Below are 15927 nucleotides of genomic sequence, written 5' to 3' on the forward strand. Positions count from 1 at the left end.
CCAAAAAGGCCTCTCCACCAAATGGAAGGCCAATAATGCTGACAATAGGCTCTATTTTCTGTTCATCGCGTTATAAGTAAGCTTGTCCGCCAGACGAGGAAACAGTCCATAAAGCCGAATACCAAACCCCGCTAGACCCGGAAGATCAATCTCTTCTTTGCCAGTTTCCATGACCTTTACGATCTTGGAAGAGACATGTTCTGGTGTCATCATCATCCGAGCTACGCTCTTTTGATAATTGCCGGATGGGTCAGCTATTTTGAAAAAATCAGTCGCAATGGGGCCAGGGTTCACAGCCGAAACGATAATTCCGCTCTTCCGTAGTTCCTGACGGAGTGCATTCGTGAATCCGAGAACAGCATGTTTGGTAGCTGTGTAAGCCACAGATTTGGCTGTGCCGATCTTTCCTGCCATAGAAGCCACATTTACGATTTGGCCGCTTCCCCGCTCTAGCATATGTGGAACAACAGCCTTCGTACAGCGAACAATCCCCATGTAGTTAACATCCATCATCTCATCAAACTCATGAGGCTCCATCTCTGTAAAAGAGGCGAATTTACCGTACCCAGCATTATTTAGCAAAATATCAATTCTGCCGTAAGTCGCCAAAATTTGAGCAAAGGTCTCTTGTACACCGTCGGCATCTGTTACATCGCAAGTATACAGTCCAAAAACGCCCGGAATACCGGCCGCCGTTTCTTTCAGCTTCGCTTCGGAACGTGCCACTAGGATCGGAATTGCCCCCCGCTTACTAAGCATTTGTGCTGTTAATGCACCAATACCGCTTGACGCTCCAGTAATCACAACAACCTTATCTTTGAGTACCATAAAAAGTATTTCAGCTCCTAACTCTTGCCTAAGAGATCATCACCTGAATGTCCATCTCTCCAACCCCATCCATCAACAATGGAATACTAAGTGCTCTGCGAGGCAAAAAAGACATGCTCTCAAGCTTCATAATTTGAGGCGGGCTTATATCCACTGACACTCCCTGATTATAAAGAATCGTACTAGCATTCCCACTGATCATATTGCCAAGCTCTGAAATTGCACTCTGACCCATCTCATCCATCTCCGTAATCACATAGCCACCCATCATAATCGATACCATTCGCAAGGCTACCTGCTCCGCGATACCAAATATAATATTTCCGCTCAGCTGGCCAGTCATTCCCACTTGAATCCATATATGATTATCGATCAGTTCAATTTCTTTAATGCCTAAATTCCCAGTGGAAGGCGAGACCTGAATCACTTGTTCTATAACAGTCCGTGCAGATTCTAAAAACGGATTAATTACTTCTGCTTTCATTAAAGTCCAGTCTCCCCCTATATCGTGCTTTAGTCATATACCAAAAGTCCCAAGTAATATGGATTTATTATACTTTATATATCGGCACAATTCAGCAAAAATTAATGTATATGTCGAATTCCAACCCAAGTTTGTTTATGCAGTAACATTGCTCTGTCGGGTATTATCTCCTATAATTTAAATCAAATGCCAACATGGAACGTAAAATATCACCCCATCACTTTCATATTCGCTTGTCCAAAGGAGGTATTACATGAACATCAGCCAGCTGGAGACACTAATAACGATCTCCAAAACGATGAGCTTTCGCAAGGCCGGAGAACTGCTTAACTTGACCCAACCAGCGGTTTCAGCACAAATCAAGAGCCTTGAAGAAGAGTTCAAAACACAGCTGGTTGACCGGAACCAGCCTGTTACACTAACCGATCGAGGGACTGTATTTCTGGAGCATGCGGAACAAATTGTGACGATTGTCGAGGAGCTTAAACAAAGACTTGCGGACCTTGAAGATAATCCCCAAGGACATATTATTCTCGGCACGACTACCTCAATCGCCATTCAAATTTTACCGCGTATTTTATCCTATTTTAAAGACCAGTTCCCTCATATCAAAACATCCATTTCCTCTATGTCCTCGTCTCAAATTTATCAGCATGTCGAGAGTGGCATTGTCGATGTCGGCATCGGCTATTTGATCGGACGTAGTCCGAGCATGACTACTTCCATTCTTTATTATGATACGTTCGAGTTGGTGGTCTCACCGAGACACCCCCTGGCTCAAGTTAAGACCGCAGGTATAGAAGCCCTAAACAAAATCCCGCTAATTCTGCTCTCTCCAGATACAGTGGGCCGTAAATTTGCCGATGAGGTATTCGCCAAGCATGGCATAGAGCCACAGGTAATTATGGAACTGACCAGCAGTGAGGAAGTGAAACGGATGGTCGAGCTCGATTTAGGTGCAGCCATTATTTCCAAGCAGTCAGTAACCGCTGAGGTTCGAGCCGGTTCCCTCAAAATTGTGCCTATTATTGAATTGGAAGTCACACATCCTGTAGGTGTCATAACGAAGTCTGGGAAATACGTGAACTCTGCCATGAGACAGTTTCTTAGTGATCTCAAAGGTATGCCGGAGACACAATTTATTGGCTCTGAGTAACACACACCCAGAAAGTGGAATCGATACTTCTGAGCGTATTGCATAACCTTGTTTAAAGGAGTTGATCTTGATGAAATTTGACCTGCATACACATCATTTTCGCTGTGGTCATGCCGATGGAACGATTAGAGACTATATCGAAGCTGGAATTTCAGCGGGTCTAGGGGTAATAGGCATTTCTGACCATACCCCCTATTTCGGAAGTCCTTCCGAACAGGCTTTTCCTCAAATTGCTATGGGTAAGTCTGAATTCTCAAATTATGTTGAGGAAGTCCTCTCCCTCAAAAAAGAATACGAAGGTGTAATCGACGTTCTGCTAGGCATCGAATCAGACTATTTCCCTGAGCATGCCGAGCTTTACCGCAAAACATTATCTGCCTACCCTTTTGATTATGTGATTGGATCGGTACATAGTGTTGGCGGCGTTAGTATCTTTAACAAAGGTCGCTGGAAAGGGCTTAGCAAGAATGAACAGATTCGTGTGAAGTCTGATTATTACCGATTGATTGCTGATTCAGCCCGCAGTGGCATGTTCCAAATTCTTGGACACATTGATGCGATGAAAGGGAACTACCCGGCCTTTTCCGATATTCCTGCACCCAAGCCCATTGATGATTGTCTGAAGGTGATTAGTGAATGTGGCGTGGCGATCGAAATTAATACCTCAGGCGGAACCAAGCTGGTTGGCGGCTGGTATCCATCAGAAGAGATACTGGAGCGCGCGCACCATTTTGGCGTAGAGGTTACTTTTGGTTCGGATGCGCATAAGCCATCCCGAGTCGCTGAAGACTTAGATGCGGTAGCCACACAGCTTAAAGCGATAGGCTTTACACATTGGGTTTACTACAAGCAACGCGAGAAAATCAAAGTTTCTCTGTAATACTTTCTTATATTTAAATAAATGCACCAAGTGTTATTGGTTTAGTGGTGGGGTTACCCTCCGTTAAACCAATCTCCGCTTGGTGCATTGTCGTTTATTTATAGGTTATCGCAGGTAAACCCTTGCTGCTTCAGGGTGCGCTTCGCATCTCCGTATTCCGGATTAATATCATAAAAATGAGCAATTGTGCTCGTCCAATCCCTCTCCGTTAATCCCTGCTGCTGCATATATTCACGGTGGGTTTGATTATACGCCTCCAGGAGACCTTCCACATCCGGATTGTATTGCTCCTCATGAAACACTCCTTCCATCGGCAGCCGCGGCTTCTGTGCAATCTCTTCCGCTGGATATCCGACACAGAGGCCGACGATAGGGAATACGTACTCAGGCAGTTTCAACAGATCAATAACACCTGCTGTATTGCGGCGAACACCCCCAATAGGAATAATCCCGAGTCCCATGGATTCTGCCGCTGCAATCGCGTTAGCCAATGAGATACCGACATCTGTAGCGCCAACGAGCAGAGCATCTACATCTTTTACCGCTTCAAAAGACTTACCTTCCAGCTCACTAGCTAATTTTGCCCTATAGAAGTCCATACAGAACACCAGAAAGACGGGTGCTGCTGCTACATGCTTCTGATTGCCGCACAAGACCGAAAGCTGCTCCTTACGCGCAGGATCTTTAATAGCTATAATTGAGACCTGCTGTCCATTTACCCATGAGGGCGCTGCTTGGGCGGATTCGATCATTATCTTTAACTTCTCCGGCTCCACTTGTAAATCAGAATACTGCCGGAAAGAACGGTGATTCATTAACGTCTGGATTACATCATTCAAAATGTTACGCCTCCTTCTCAATTCATTCGACTGTTTGTTAATCATAAACGATCGGATAAGGTCCTGACAAAAAAAATGGACCCGAATCATCGGGTCCCAAAGCATTTATATTTTTAAAAGGGGGTCATGTACTTAGTTTAACCGGACACTGTTAGAGTTTCATAACGGCATTATTTCATTTGTGTAACAATGTGAATACTTTCATTACATCGTCCAAGGACCCTACTCTGGGCAACACTCGCTCCAGCATCATACCGTTCTTAAGCATCACACGTTCGGATCTAATATTATCTCCTCGGCAGCGTCCTTCAATCCGTGTTATCCCAAGCTTATGAACACTGTAATTCAAGAATAAGCCAACCGCCTCTGTCGCCAGTCCGCCTCCCCAGTACGCCGGGTCTAGCATGTATCCTAAAGTGGCCTTTCCCTCACGACGGTTCCAATGCTGTAAAGCAACTATACCAATCAACTTCTGCTGCTCTTTCAAATAGATACCCGCATGTAGTGCACAAGGATCAAATGCAAATAACATCCGGTTCACCAGCTTCTCCACCTGAGCAGGATCTGATCCAGCGCCATTGCGTATTTGAATATGTGCCTGCACTTCTGGATGGGAGAGCAGCTGCTGCAAAGCAAAAGCATCCTCAGGCAGGATCAGCCTCAGGTCGACCGCCATACCTAATTGCGTCTGGAACGATACTGCCTCATAGGTGCTCATACTCTCTCCCCTTCATACAGTTAAAAGTCCAGCCTATTCATCCGATGAATGGTGCAGCGTTAGCACCGTTAATTCAGGTCGACATAAAAAACGAAAAGGCATGACTGTTTCGCCAAAGCCTCTATTCACATATACTGGCATTCGCTTGGCATCTGTATAATACAATCCATTTATGTATTTTTGGGATCCGTAAGGGGTGAATGGCGCACCTACAAACGGCAGGCGAATTTGTCCCCCATGACTGTGTCCGGATAGCTGCAGGTGAAAAGAATGAGTCTCTGCTGTATCAGCATAGTCCGGTTCATGCATCATCAGAAGGGCAAAGGTTCCTGTTGGCACACCACTGAGTGCCTTCACAGGATCAGGCTCGCCATGTAGCAGATCATCCAGTCCCGTCACAGCCATAACGGCTCCGCCTCTTTTTAGAAGATAGGATTCATTCCTTAACACTCGAAAGCCTGCCGACGTAAGCAGATCGATGATCCGCTTCGTATTTTTGTAATCATGATTGCCTAAAACCGCATATTTCCCTAGCGGAGCACTCAGCGATGCCAATACAGGTATGGCGTCTACAAGATCCTCAGGATTGCTGTCTACGATGTCACCGGTAAAGCATATAAGATCTGGTTCTGCCTTAGCTATACGTTCTGCAAGCCGTTCCAAATCACGGGCATCTTTATTAAACCCAAGATGAGTATCACTAAAATGGACAACCTTCATCCCTGAAAAAGCAGAAGGAAGATCTTTGAAAGACAGCTTCAGTTTAGTAACCTCAATCCAGTTTGGCTCCCCTTGCCAAGCGTAACCACTTGTAAGCAAACCAGCGCCGATTACAGTAGCCGCACTTCGAGCCAGGAATTGCCGGCGGGTCATTGTTGTCTTGCCCTTAGATCGCCGTCCAGAGGTGCTAGAATGGGTGTCTTTACCCGAATTAGTATGTCCCTTATTGGGAGAAGCCCCAGACGATTGAATCTTCATGCGGAGTTTCTCCTTCCGTTCAGCTTTCGTTTCGAGCCGTCAGTACAATTCTACATTCTTCTTCCGGTGTATCACTATATGCGGGTGCAATGCCTCTCTTAGCAATTTCTGTTTTTGGGACTCGTTTCATCGTAAATGCTACTTCTACCGTCTTCTTAAATGGAAAAGGATCCAGCACTAACGTTGACTTATCTTTCCACTCCACGGTTATCGTACGACCTGATGTAAAACTGAAATCTTCACTTCCGGAGAACCCTTCACGCCACCATGGATGCTCCTCTGATTTCGGGCTCCCCGGCTCATTTAAGGCCAAATATAGGGATAAATCATCACAGAACTCTAAAAGACGGGCATCATAATAGAGTTCATCTTCACCAATTGGCTTGGATACTTCTAGCTCTCGGTGAATACGGGATCTACGTTCTTCCTCATGCTCTTGATATAAAGTCAGTTCTGGATAATCCAATCCTGAAATCTTAATGAGTCGTTCAAAATGCAAGCTGCACAAAAGCGCTCCATACGGTGTTCGCGCCTCAATCTCGTCAAGTCCTCGCTTATAAAAGGTTAGCTTCGGCACTACAGGAAAATCAATAAAGCTGTAAGGCGCATGCTCCGCATCGTTCCAGAAGGGTGTCTCATCCAAGTCAATCCAGCCCCGGTCATGTTCGGCTACCGCCCAGAGCACCTCATCTCGGCGCCCTTCTTCCGGCACATGCTCTTCCTTGAACCAAATGGCAAGCTCTCCAGCTAACTTCCCGTGATCATGCTGTTTAACCATTACAATTGCTCCATCATGCTCCCGACAAATCACGATTATTCCTCCCTGTTGTTCCACACTAACGTACGTTAACAATGGACATTATAGCATACACTATTCCTTATTCTGAGAAATACCAATTTCCTATTCCCTACCAATTATAAACAAAAAAGCTATCCCCAGCGAATTAAAATCCACCTTTGAGGATAGCTCAATATTAAAGATCTGGCGGTACTACTTATTACACACCTAACCAGCGTTTGAACATATGTTTTGTCGTCTGCTTGTTAATTTCTGCAATGGAGGTAGTAAGAGGGATACCCTTCGGACAAGCGCGTACACAGTTCTGTGAGTTACCACAACCATCAATACCGCCATCTTCCATCAGAGCGTCCAATCTTTCATCAGCATTCATTTCACCCGTAGGATGAGCATTGAATAGGCGTACTTGTGAGATGGCTGCGGGTCCGATAAAATCCGTCTTCTCGTTGACATTCGGACAAGCTTCCAAGCATACGCCGCAAGTCATACACTTAGATAATTCATAAGCCCACTGCCGTTTCTTCTCCGGCATACGTGGTCCCGGCCCAAGGTCATACGTACCATCGATTGGAATCCAGGCCTTTACTCGTTTAAGTGCGTTGAACATCCGAGTACGGTCAATCACTAAGTCACGCACCACCGGAAATGTCTTCATTGGCTCAATGCGTACAGGTTGTTCCAGATTGTCTATAAGCGCTGCGCAGGCTTGGCGAGGTTTGCCGTTGATCACCATCGAGCAAGCTCCGCATACTTCTTCTAGACAGTTGGAATCCCAGCATACCGGAACGGTGCTGTCACCTTTGGCATTCACAGGGTTACGCTGAATTTCCATCAAAGCACTGATTACATTCATACCCGGACGATAAGGGAGCTCAAATTCCTCAACATAAGATGAGCTTTGTGGATCGTCCTGGCGGGTGATGATAAACTTTACGTTTTTGGGAGCTGTAGCAGTTTCCGCCATAATGGTTCCCTCCTCAAATTGCCTAATTTTATTTCATTAAGCTTGCCTCGCAAGCTGTTTCGCTGCTTAAAAAATTAATCCTTCGAGTAATCACGTACCCGTGGAGGGATCAGTGAGACATCGACTTCATCGTAGGAGATTTGTGGACCGTCTGCAGTCCAGGTTGCTTTCGTGGTCTTCAAGAACTCCTCATCATTACGATCCGGGAATTCCGGCTTGTAATGAGCACCGCGGCTTTCATTGCGCATTAGAGCGCCCAATGTCATCGCTTCGGAGAGCTCCAGCATGTTCCACAGCTGGCGGGTGAATGCCACACCTTGGTTATTCCAGCGTGACGTATCATTCATATTGATATTGCCGTAGCGCTCTTTAAGCTCTTTAATTTTGCCAATGGTCGCTTCCAGCTTCGGATTGTGCCGCACAACCGTCATATTGGCGGTCATCCATTCGCCCAGCTCCTTGTGAATCACATAAGCATTCTCTGTACCTGACATCCCTAGCAGAGACTCATATTTGTCTGTCTGCTTTTTGTGGAAGTTATCGTATACCGTTGAAGAGATATCCTGTGATGATTTCTTCAGACCTTTAATGTATTCAACAGCCTTTGGTCCTGCGACCATACCACCGTAAATGGCAGATACCAGAGAGTTAGCGCCTAGACGATTCGCTCCATGATATTGATATTCACATTCGCCTGCAGCAAACAGACCAGGAATATTCGTCATTTGGTTGTAATCAACCCACATACCGCCCATAGAATAATGCACAGCCGGGAAGATTTTCATCGGTATTTTACGAGGGTCATCCCCCATGAATTTTTCATAAATTTCTATAATCCCGCCAAGCTTCACATCCAGCTCTTTTGGGTCCTTGTGAGAGAGGTCCAAATACACCATGTTCTCACCGTTAATGCCCAGCCCTTGATCCACACACACATTAAAAATCTCACGTGTAGCAATATCACGCGGCACCAGGTTACCGTAGGACGGATATTTTTCTTCGAGGAAATACCACGGTTTTCCGTCTTTATAAGTCCAGATACGACCACCCTCGCCACGTGCCGATTCCGACATTAGGCGGAGCTTGTCATCTCCTGGAATAGCTGTTGGGTGAATCTGTATAAATTCTCCGTTGGCATAGTGTACGCCCTGTTGATATACCGCACTTGCAGCTGTCCCCGTATTAATTACGGAGTTTGTCGTTTTACCAAAAATAATACCAGGCCCACCGCTAGCCAAAATAACAGCATCCGCAGGAAAAGTCTCAATCTCCATCGTCTTTAGATTCTGAGCACTGATGCCGCGGCATACGCCTTCGTCGTCGATGATAGCTGAAAGGAACTCCCAGTTCTCCCGTTTGGTTACGAGACCTTCAGATTCCCAGCGACGCACCTGCTCATCCAGCGCGTACAGCAGCTGTTGGCCTGTCGTTGCGCCAGCAAATGCAGTGCGGTGACGCTTCGTTCCTCCGAAACGACGGAAGTCGAGTAGTCCCTCAGGTGTACGGTTGAACATTACGCCCATCCGGTCCATGAGGTGGATGATACCTGGTGCCGCTTCACACATCGCCTTGACCGGTGGCTGATTCGCCAGGAAGTCACCGCCATAAACGGTATCATCGAAATGCTCCCAAGGAGAGTCGCCCTCTCCTTTCGTATTTACAGCGCCGTTGATGCCGCCCTGTGCACAAACGGAGTGTGATCTTTTTACAGGCACTAATGAGAATAATTGAACATGCGCACCGGACTCCGCTGCCTTGATGGTAGCCATCAGGCCGGCCAGACCGCCGCCCACGATAATGATATTTGCTGTTGCCATGATAGTTCACTCCCTTTATCGAAAATATCAGAAAGGATTCTGGAATCTAGTCCTGAGAGGTAATTACTTAGATGAAAGTCTTTATGGACTGAGCTATGGAAGCTGCGGTTTGAAATTCGGTATCACGGAAAGTGACTAACGAAATGAGGAACATGAACGTTACAAGAACAAAAATACCGAGACAAAGGTAAGAGGATACCCGCTGTGAACGAGGTCCTACCGTGATTCCCCAGCTTATCAGGAAAGACCATAGGCCGTTCGAGAAGTGAAAGCATGCTGCAACGATACCGATAATATACAGTGTCAACATCAGTGGTTGAGTCACGATATCATGCATCAGACCGCCCAATTCTTCGTGCTCAACACTACCCACTGCCACCTGAACCCGAGTTTGGAACAAATGCCAGACTATGAAGATAAAGGTGATAATTCCTGTAATACGTTGCAGCGTATAACGCCAGTTTCTTTCAATGTTGAAACGGTTTAAGTTCGGCTTGGATTGATAGGCAATATACAGTCCATATACGCCATGGTATAGCAGAGGAAGCCATATGCCGAACAATTCCAGGAAGAAGACAAGCGGCAGGCTGTTCAGCCAGATCACACTGTCAGTGAAACCGGAAGCGCCACCCTCTACAGCCGCAAAATTCGTCATCATGTGCTCAATGAAGAAGGCTCCAAGCGGGATAACGCCTAGCAAGGAATGAATCTTTCTGGAATAAAATCCTTTCATACAAAGTAACCCCTTTCCGATTAAAACAGCGTTTTCATTAATGTGTATTCACCGCCGGAACTACATTTGACACAGGATAACGTAGACTATGTAATGACAAAATGCCTATATTTACCGCTATCCCCTAGTTTCCCGGACTTTGTTTTCTTTTTCACAAAATGTGAATATCTTGTGTCACTTTTCATGTTACTCCTTTTTCCCTTATAAGGGAATTGCAATCTAATTATTAATCGTTATACAATAAACGCATAAGAATAGATTTTATATGATAATAATTCTCATTTAGAGAAGCAACATTTTCCGACAAATCTTTTATTCCCTTATGGAGCAAGAAGTATTGTCTTCAAGGCTATGAATTTCGTCACTACTGTTTATAGATTGCACTACGAGAGGAACATAAATATGTTTGACGATTTAGATGTTTTTGCAGCGGTTGTGGAGCATTCCAGCTTGAATCGCGCCTCGCGCCAGCTCAATCTGTCCCAACCTGCCCTATCTCGTAAAATCTCCAAGCTGGAAGAACGTCTAGGTGTCGCGCTGTTTAATCGTTATGGCAAACGGCTGGAGTTAACCGAGGTTGGGCGTCTCACTTATTCCTACGCACTTGAACAGCGTCAGCAGCGTTCTAAATTTCTGGAGGCTTTGTCTAAATACAAAGAAGGCGAGCCAAAGCTGGTCACCTTAGGGGCGTCACTCACTTCACTGCAGACCACTCTGCCTCCACTGGTTAACGCATATATGGAGAAGTACCCAACTGCGGAGCTGAAGCTAATCACAGGCCGAACGCATGAGATTGTCTCCTCTGTCAGTGAAGGGAAATCAGATATAGGTCTGATTGCTTCCTCTATTCAAGAGCCTGGACTGCGCTGTATTTCTCTGTTTGAGGATCAGCTTAGGCTGGTTGTTTCTGAGCATCATCCTCTAAATCAGTCTTCCAAACTGACCATGGATGATCTGTCCCGACTGCCAATGATCCTTTTCTCCAAAGGCACCTGGTATCGCCGTCTAACGGACGATCTGTTCCAGCGCTGCGGGATTGATCCAGACGTACGTATGGAAATTGACTCCTTCGAAGCCATCGTGCGGCTGCTGCCGACGGTCAATGTAGCCGCATTACTGCCTAAGTCTTATCTGCGTCCGCAACTGTTAAACGGTGGTGGGCTGGTCTCTCTGCATATTAAAGAGCTGGAGCAGACCCAGCGGACTACCTGTCTGATCTACCGTGACGATGGAACCCTGAGCACAGCGGCCCGCAGCCTGGTGCAGGTTACAGAAGAAATGTTTCTGACAGAACGAGAGAAGTAATCCCTGCCTCTCTCGTGCAACTTAAATTTAAAAAGCCCTCCGTCCAATGAAAGGACGAAGGGCTTAACTATTTAATCTTGGTTTACAACCTCATTCTCAAATCGATCAATACTTTCATTAGAACCAATGAGTACCATTACATCGCCTTCGCTCAAATGATCATGTGCCGTTGGAGCAACGATAATTCCACTTTCCCTGTTCAGGGCAACAATACTGCAGCCATATTTTGCTCTTGTATTTAAATCGGACAAGCTTTTTCCGTTCATGCAGGACGGTACGGTTAGCTCCACGATTTTATAATCTTTTGACAGTTCAATATAATCAAGCAAATTGGGTGTCACCAGCTGATGTGCTACACGAATGCCCATATCCCGCTCCGGAAAAATAACCCGGTCCACGCCTAGCCTGGACAACGCACGACCATGAAGAATCGAGATCGCCTTGGCTACAACTTGCTTCACTCCAATCTCTTTTAACAAAATAGCCGCCAGAATACTTCGCTCCATATTGTCGCCGATCGCTACAATCCCACAGTCAAAGTTCCGTACGCCGAGCGAGCGCATAATTCCTTCATCTGTAGCATCAGCCACTACCGCATGCGTCAGATGATCGCTCATATCCTCCACGCGCTCCTCTTGGTGATCGATGCCGAGCACCTCGTAGCCCATTTCCATCAGCTCAAGCGCGAGACTTGAACCGAAGCGGCCTAAGCCGATTACTACAAATTGCTGTGCTTTCATTTCGGATTAACTCCTATCCAATAATTATTTTACCTTCTGGGTGCTTATACAATGGTTTTCCCTGCTTTGGTCCAAGCGCATACACTAACGTTAATGGACCCAGCCGACCCGCAAACATCGTCAGACAAATCAGAATCTTGCCGATAACAGACAGTTCAGGTGTCAGCCCCATACTTAGTCCAACCGTTGCAAAGGCTGAGGTCGTCTCAAATAGTATTGCTAAGAAATTACTATCCTCTGTTGTGGACAGTAACATCGACACAGAGAGGACCAATAGTAAAGCCAGTAAAGTTAACGTCAACGCTTTATAGATACGCTCCTGCGCCAATCGATAACGGAACAGCACAACATCTTCACGCCCGCGAAGCATCGCGATTACTGCACCAATCATAATCGTAAAGGTCGTAGTCTTGACCCCACCGCCTGTTGAACCCGGTGATGCTCCAATAAACATAAGGATAACCATAAAGAACTGTGAGGCTTGCCGCAGTCCGGCAATATCCACCGTGTTGGCACCAGCGGTTCGGGGCGATACAGACTGAAAGAATGCGGATAATATTTTGCCGCCGAGATTCAGATCACCCAGTGTGCGCTGATTCGTAAATTCAAATATAAAAATAACCAAAGCACCAATAACAATAAGCCCAGCCGTGGTAGAGAGTACAACTTTGCTATGCAAAGACAATTTACGTTTTACACGAAACTCCACCAGATCAGACATGACAATAAAACCAATACCGCCGGAGACAATCAGAAACATCACCACAATATTCACTAGCGGGTCATATACATAGTCGGTTAAACTCCGAAAATCCCCAAAAATATCAAATCCAGCATTATTAAACATGGACACTGCATGAAATATTCCAAAATAAATGGCCTTTCCCAGCGGCATATCAAACGCCCAACGTATGGACAGCAGCACCGCTGCACAACCCTCAATGACTAATGAATAAATAAGTACTCTTCGGATCAGTCGAACAATCCCCTCCATAGAACCTTGGTTCATGGCTTCCTGCAGGATTAACCTGTCCCGCAAAGAGATTTTGCGTTTCATCATCATGGCAAATAAGGTGGCCATTGTCATAAAACCTAAGCCGCCAACCTGGATAAGCACCATAATCACGGTTTTCCCAAAAATGGTGAATGTCGTCCCGGTGTCCAGTACCACGAGTCCTGTCACACAGGTTGCCGATGTAGCAGTAAACAACGCATCAATAAAACTCACTGCATTCTTACTAGTACTCGAAATGGGAAGCATAAGCAGCAAGGCGCCTATCAGAATAATCGATGCAAAACCGAGCACCATAATCTGAGGCGGAGAGAGCTTCAGAAACTTTGATTCAGAAACTCTGCGAAACTGTGAAGCCACTATGCTCACCCTCTTATCTTAATTTAAAGAATTCCAACAAAAAAAGCACTGGAAAACCAATGCTACCCTTGGTTCCTGCAGTAAATTAGCCTACGAGGTTAGCTGACGGATTCGGACTGTGCAGGCTGCCCTATTCGTTCCTAGAACGAAATTCACCCCTGATGAATAAAGTCACCTTTTACGGCGTATACTCATCTTTTCATTACTTCTTATGGTTCCCCCGTTTTCACCTGAAATTCGGCTATATACAATTGCATACAAATTATATCTGTTATTTCGATAAATCACAAAGACACAATTAATGGTGATTCATATGAAAAATGCGGTTTGGAGAGGATGTACCAGAAGGAGTGCCTTTTCTCATCACTTTTCCGTGTTTTCCCTGCAATTGCATCGTTTTTCATGAAAAATGAAGAAATGATCACTTTAAATTCATGGTATATATTCAGTTTCCTATTCTATAATATCTCTATTACCCATAAAAAAAATATACGATGATTTTTGTAACTAACATGGCACTAATACTATAATGGAACATAACATTGTCAGTTTACAAGGAGGCGTTACATGAATCCCGTTGGCCAGCCCTTACAGCAACGTGCCCTCTCCAAGAGGCTCATCATCTCGGGCATTATCGGTCTTATTCTATTTATTATGTTTCAGATTGCCCCCTCGGTGCTAAATAGCCCTGCCGGGGAAGATACTACCGTCATCAGTAAGGCGGAAGCCCGCGACAAAGCGATATCATTTGCGGAACAAAAGTTAAACTATACCAAAGCACCAAACGATCAGTGGAATGTACTTTATGAAACGGATTCTTCCTTTTACGGTTATATGTCCCGCGAGAAGCTTTTGGAGGACTATACAAAAAAGAAATTGGATCAACGATATCCTTTTGACATCTTTCGTGTAACACTTAGTCCTTCAGCGGAACAAGAGCCACTGATCTCCGTTGACCTCAATATGTATACTGGCGCAGTTGTCGCCTTCACACAAGGAGCAGAAGGATCATCTGCAGAATTGCCAAGCAATGTAACCACTGGCGCAAAAGAAGAGGACAAGGGTGCTGACTTGTCTTTGGCACAAAAAGAAAATCTTGCCCGCCCCTGGCTTCAGGAATGGGATGTGAATCCCGCCAAGCTGCAAATTGAATCGAATGCAGGAAACTATGGGCTCGTGTATACTGACCGTTCCGTTCAGATCGGCGAATCCTTGCTTCACTATTATTTCGATTTCGCTGACGAACAGGTATCCAGCTTTAAAGCCGGATTTACTGCTCCAGCTTGGCATACCTCCTACGTGAAGGACCAGACCTCTCTCGCGGAAAAGCTTACTCTATTCGGTTACGGTCTGCCTACCTTAGCTTTAGGAATTTTGGCACTCATCTACAGCATACTTAGAAAAGAACATACCTCCTTTAAGCGCGGAATTTTCCTAAGCTCGGCTTATTTTGTAATCATGATGATCAGCACCTATAATATGCTTCCTGAATCTTCGGGCGAAGGACTCGAGGCTCAGATCACTTCCGTCATTATGTTCATCATTTATGCCTTATATAGCCTGCTAATGTCCTCCCTGCTCTATTTCTCTTTAGTTGGAGGGGACGGCCTTTGGAAAAAAGAAGAGTGGATGAACCCATGGCCTCGTGCTAAAGAGCCTGGCTATGGTAAATACGTGCTGGATAGTATCCGGGCTGGATACATCTGGGCATTCGTGCTACTAGGGGTACAGACCCTTATGTTCATCGTATTATCATTGACTTTGCAGAACTGGTCCACTACTGACGCTACTCAATCTCCTTACAACATGAGATATGCTTGGCTGCTGCCTATCGTTGCATGGCTCGCCGGGTTATCCGAGGAAGCTATTTATCGTTTTTTCGGAATCCCTATGTTGAAAAAGGTGTTCCGGAGCACGTTCATCGCTTGCCTGATCACTACGCTGATATGGGCGTTTGGTCATACACTTTATCCGATCTACCCTATCAGCTCCCGTCCTATTGAGCTTACCGTGATCGGGCTGCTCTTCAGCTATATTTTCCTTCGTTACGGCTTTATTGCCGTCATGTTCAGTCATGTCGTGTTTGACAGCATTCTGATGGGCGCTACGCTGATCTTTATGAAGGAAAGCGTGAATGTCGGAGCAGGTATCTTCGCGATTATCATGCCGTTCATAGTCGCCTACATTGTCTACCGGTTTAATCCACCACAAAAACCTGATCCGAAGCCGGTTGAACCGACATCTATCATTTAAAGAAGTAACGGGTGGATAACCGATAATAAAAAAAGGTGTCACAGCAGAAACCTGCTATGAC

Annotated in this window: 15 protein-coding genes and 1 riboswitch; of the genes, 4 read left to right on the top strand and 11 right to left on the bottom strand. The window is 45.6% G+C overall.

Translation table 11 applies throughout. The features are described from left to right. Positions 1–51: 51 nt before the first annotated feature. Together NSU15_RS25405 and NSU15_RS25410 are read right to left on the bottom strand one after the other, a co-directional pair. Positions 52–828 carry an SDR family oxidoreductase gene (locus tag NSU15_RS25405; RefSeq protein WP_339287991.1) on the bottom strand — a complete coding sequence of 259 codons (777 nt, stop codon included), beginning with the start codon at positions 826–828 and terminating at the stop codon, positions 52–54. Between the two features lie 28 nt (positions 829–856). Next, positions 857–1312, bottom strand: a complete 456-nt coding sequence (locus tag NSU15_RS25410) for a chemotaxis protein CheX (RefSeq protein WP_042130872.1) — start codon at positions 1310–1312, stop codon at positions 857–859. Between the two features lie 253 nt (positions 1313–1565). Here NSU15_RS25410 and NSU15_RS25415 point away from each other — a divergent pair, with 253 nt between their 5' ends. Together NSU15_RS25415 and NSU15_RS25420 are read left to right on the top strand one after the other, a co-directional pair. Then, positions 1566–2468 (top strand): LysR family transcriptional regulator, encoded by a 903-nt coding sequence (locus NSU15_RS25415; protein WP_042130873.1) that lies wholly within the window; start codon positions 1566–1568, stop codon positions 2466–2468. Between the two features lie 70 nt (positions 2469–2538). Next, positions 2539–3348: a histidinol-phosphatase gene (locus tag NSU15_RS25420; RefSeq protein WP_339287994.1), complete on the top strand. Its 810-nt coding sequence runs from the start codon at positions 2539–2541 to the stop codon at positions 3346–3348. Between the two features lie 98 nt (positions 3349–3446). Here NSU15_RS25420 and NSU15_RS25425 read toward each other — a convergent pair whose 3' ends face one another. The 7 genes from NSU15_RS25425 to NSU15_RS25455 form a co-directional block, all read right to left on the bottom strand. Further along, positions 3447–4187 (bottom strand): NADPH-dependent oxidoreductase, encoded by a 741-nt coding sequence (locus NSU15_RS25425; protein WP_042130875.1) that lies wholly within the window; start codon positions 4185–4187, stop codon positions 3447–3449. A 175-nt stretch (positions 4188–4362) separates the two neighbouring features. Next, entirely contained in the window at positions 4363–4905 is a 543-nt protein-coding gene (locus NSU15_RS25430; RefSeq protein ID WP_339287996.1) for a GNAT family N-acetyltransferase, read from the bottom strand. A 33-nt stretch (positions 4906–4938) separates the two neighbouring features. Then, a complete protein-coding gene (locus NSU15_RS25435) occupies positions 4939–5883 on the bottom strand; it encodes a metallophosphoesterase (RefSeq protein ID WP_339287998.1) in 945 nt (314 codons plus the stop codon). A gap of 19 nt (positions 5884–5902) precedes the next feature. Then, on the bottom strand, positions 5903–6694 hold the full coding sequence (locus NSU15_RS25440) for a DUF3891 family protein (protein ID WP_042130876.1): 792 nt from the start codon (positions 6692–6694) through the stop codon (positions 5903–5905). A gap of 187 nt (positions 6695–6881) precedes the next feature. Further along, positions 6882–7646 carry a succinate dehydrogenase iron-sulfur subunit gene (gene sdhB, locus NSU15_RS25445; protein ID WP_042130877.1) on the bottom strand — a complete coding sequence of 255 codons (765 nt, stop codon included), beginning with the start codon at positions 7644–7646 and terminating at the stop codon, positions 6882–6884. 74 nt (positions 7647–7720) lie between these two features. After that, positions 7721–9463, bottom strand: a complete 1743-nt coding sequence (gene sdhA / locus NSU15_RS25450; protein ID WP_042130878.1) for a succinate dehydrogenase flavoprotein subunit — start codon at positions 9461–9463, stop codon at positions 7721–7723. A gap of 67 nt (positions 9464–9530) precedes the next feature. Further along, the gene (locus NSU15_RS25455) at positions 9531–10196 is read right to left on the bottom strand and encodes a succinate dehydrogenase cytochrome b558 subunit (protein ID WP_339288002.1); all 666 of its coding nucleotides are present in this window, start codon (positions 10194–10196) and stop codon (positions 9531–9533) included. 402 nt (positions 10197–10598) lie between these two features. Between NSU15_RS25455 and NSU15_RS25460 the strand changes: the two genes are divergently transcribed. Continuing rightward, the gene (locus NSU15_RS25460; RefSeq protein ID WP_042130880.1) at positions 10599–11501 is read left to right on the top strand and encodes a LysR family transcriptional regulator; all 903 of its coding nucleotides are present in this window, start codon (positions 10599–10601) and stop codon (positions 11499–11501) included. Between the two features lie 71 nt (positions 11502–11572). On the opposite strand, the gene NSU15_RS25465 is transcribed toward NSU15_RS25460, so the two are convergent. Next, on the bottom strand, positions 11573–12241 hold the full coding sequence (locus NSU15_RS25465) for a TrkA family potassium uptake protein (protein ID WP_339288004.1): 669 nt from the start codon (positions 12239–12241) through the stop codon (positions 11573–11575). Positions 12242–12254: 13 nt separating this feature from the next. Beyond that, positions 12255–13550, bottom strand: a complete 1296-nt coding sequence (locus tag NSU15_RS25470; protein ID WP_339291462.1) for a TrkH family potassium uptake protein — start codon at positions 13548–13550, stop codon at positions 12255–12257. Positions 13551–13686: 136 nt separating this feature from the next. Continuing rightward, positions 13687–13866, bottom strand: a riboswitch (cyclic di-AMP (ydaO/yuaA leader). Positions 13867–14180: 314 nt separating this feature from the next. Here NSU15_RS25470 and NSU15_RS25475 point away from each other — a divergent pair. Beyond that, the gene (locus NSU15_RS25475; protein ID WP_339288006.1) at positions 14181–15866 is read left to right on the top strand and encodes a CPBP family intramembrane glutamic endopeptidase; all 1686 of its coding nucleotides are present in this window, start codon (positions 14181–14183) and stop codon (positions 15864–15866) included. Positions 15867–15927 lie beyond the last annotated feature (61 nt).

Source organism: Paenibacillus sp. FSL E2-0201 (assembly GCF_037963325.1).
Classification (GTDB): domain Bacteria; phylum Bacillota; class Bacilli; order Paenibacillales; family Paenibacillaceae; genus Paenibacillus_AQ.

What these genes read in the sequence shown, in the direction of transcription:
- NSU15_RS25460 (WP_042130880.1), top strand. Translation starts at nt 10,599, where the DNA reads ATGTTTGACGATTTAGATGTTTTTGCAGCGGTTGTGGAGCATTCCAGC.
- NSU15_RS25470 (WP_339291462.1), bottom strand. Translation starts at nt 13,550, where the DNA reads ATGGTGCTCGGTTTTGCATCGATTATTCTGATAGGCGCCTTGCTGCTT.
- sdhA (WP_042130878.1), bottom strand. Translation starts at nt 9,463, where the DNA reads ATGGCAACAGCAAATATCATTATCGTGGGCGGCGGTCTGGCCGGCCTG.
- NSU15_RS25415 (WP_042130873.1), top strand. Translation starts at nt 1,566, where the DNA reads ATGAACATCAGCCAGCTGGAGACACTAATAACGATCTCCAAAACGATG.
- NSU15_RS25405 (WP_339287991.1), bottom strand. Translation starts at nt 828, where the DNA reads ATGGTACTCAAAGATAAGGTTGTTGTGATTACTGGAGCGTCAAGCGGT.
- NSU15_RS25475 (WP_339288006.1), top strand. Translation starts at nt 14,181, where the DNA reads ATGAATCCCGTTGGCCAGCCCTTACAGCAACGTGCCCTCTCCAAGAGG.
- NSU15_RS25455 (WP_339288002.1), bottom strand. Translation starts at nt 10,196, where the DNA reads ATGAAAGGATTTTATTCCAGAAAGATTCATTCCTTGCTAGGCGTTATC.
- NSU15_RS25435 (WP_339287998.1), bottom strand. Translation starts at nt 5,883, where the DNA reads ATGAAGATTCAATCGTCTGGGGCTTCTCCCAATAAGGGACATACTAAT.
- NSU15_RS25465 (WP_339288004.1), bottom strand. Translation starts at nt 12,241, where the DNA reads ATGAAAGCACAGCAATTTGTAGTAATCGGCTTAGGCCGCTTCGGTTCA.
- NSU15_RS25430 (WP_339287996.1), bottom strand. Translation starts at nt 4,905, where the DNA reads ATGAGCACCTATGAGGCAGTATCGTTCCAGACGCAATTAGGTATGGCG.
- sdhB (WP_042130877.1), bottom strand. Translation starts at nt 7,646, where the DNA reads ATGGCGGAAACTGCTACAGCTCCCAAAAACGTAAAGTTTATCATCACC.
- NSU15_RS25420 (WP_339287994.1), top strand. Translation starts at nt 2,539, where the DNA reads ATGAAATTTGACCTGCATACACATCATTTTCGCTGTGGTCATGCCGAT.
- NSU15_RS25410 (WP_042130872.1), bottom strand. Translation starts at nt 1,312, where the DNA reads ATGAAAGCAGAAGTAATTAATCCGTTTTTAGAATCTGCACGGACTGTT.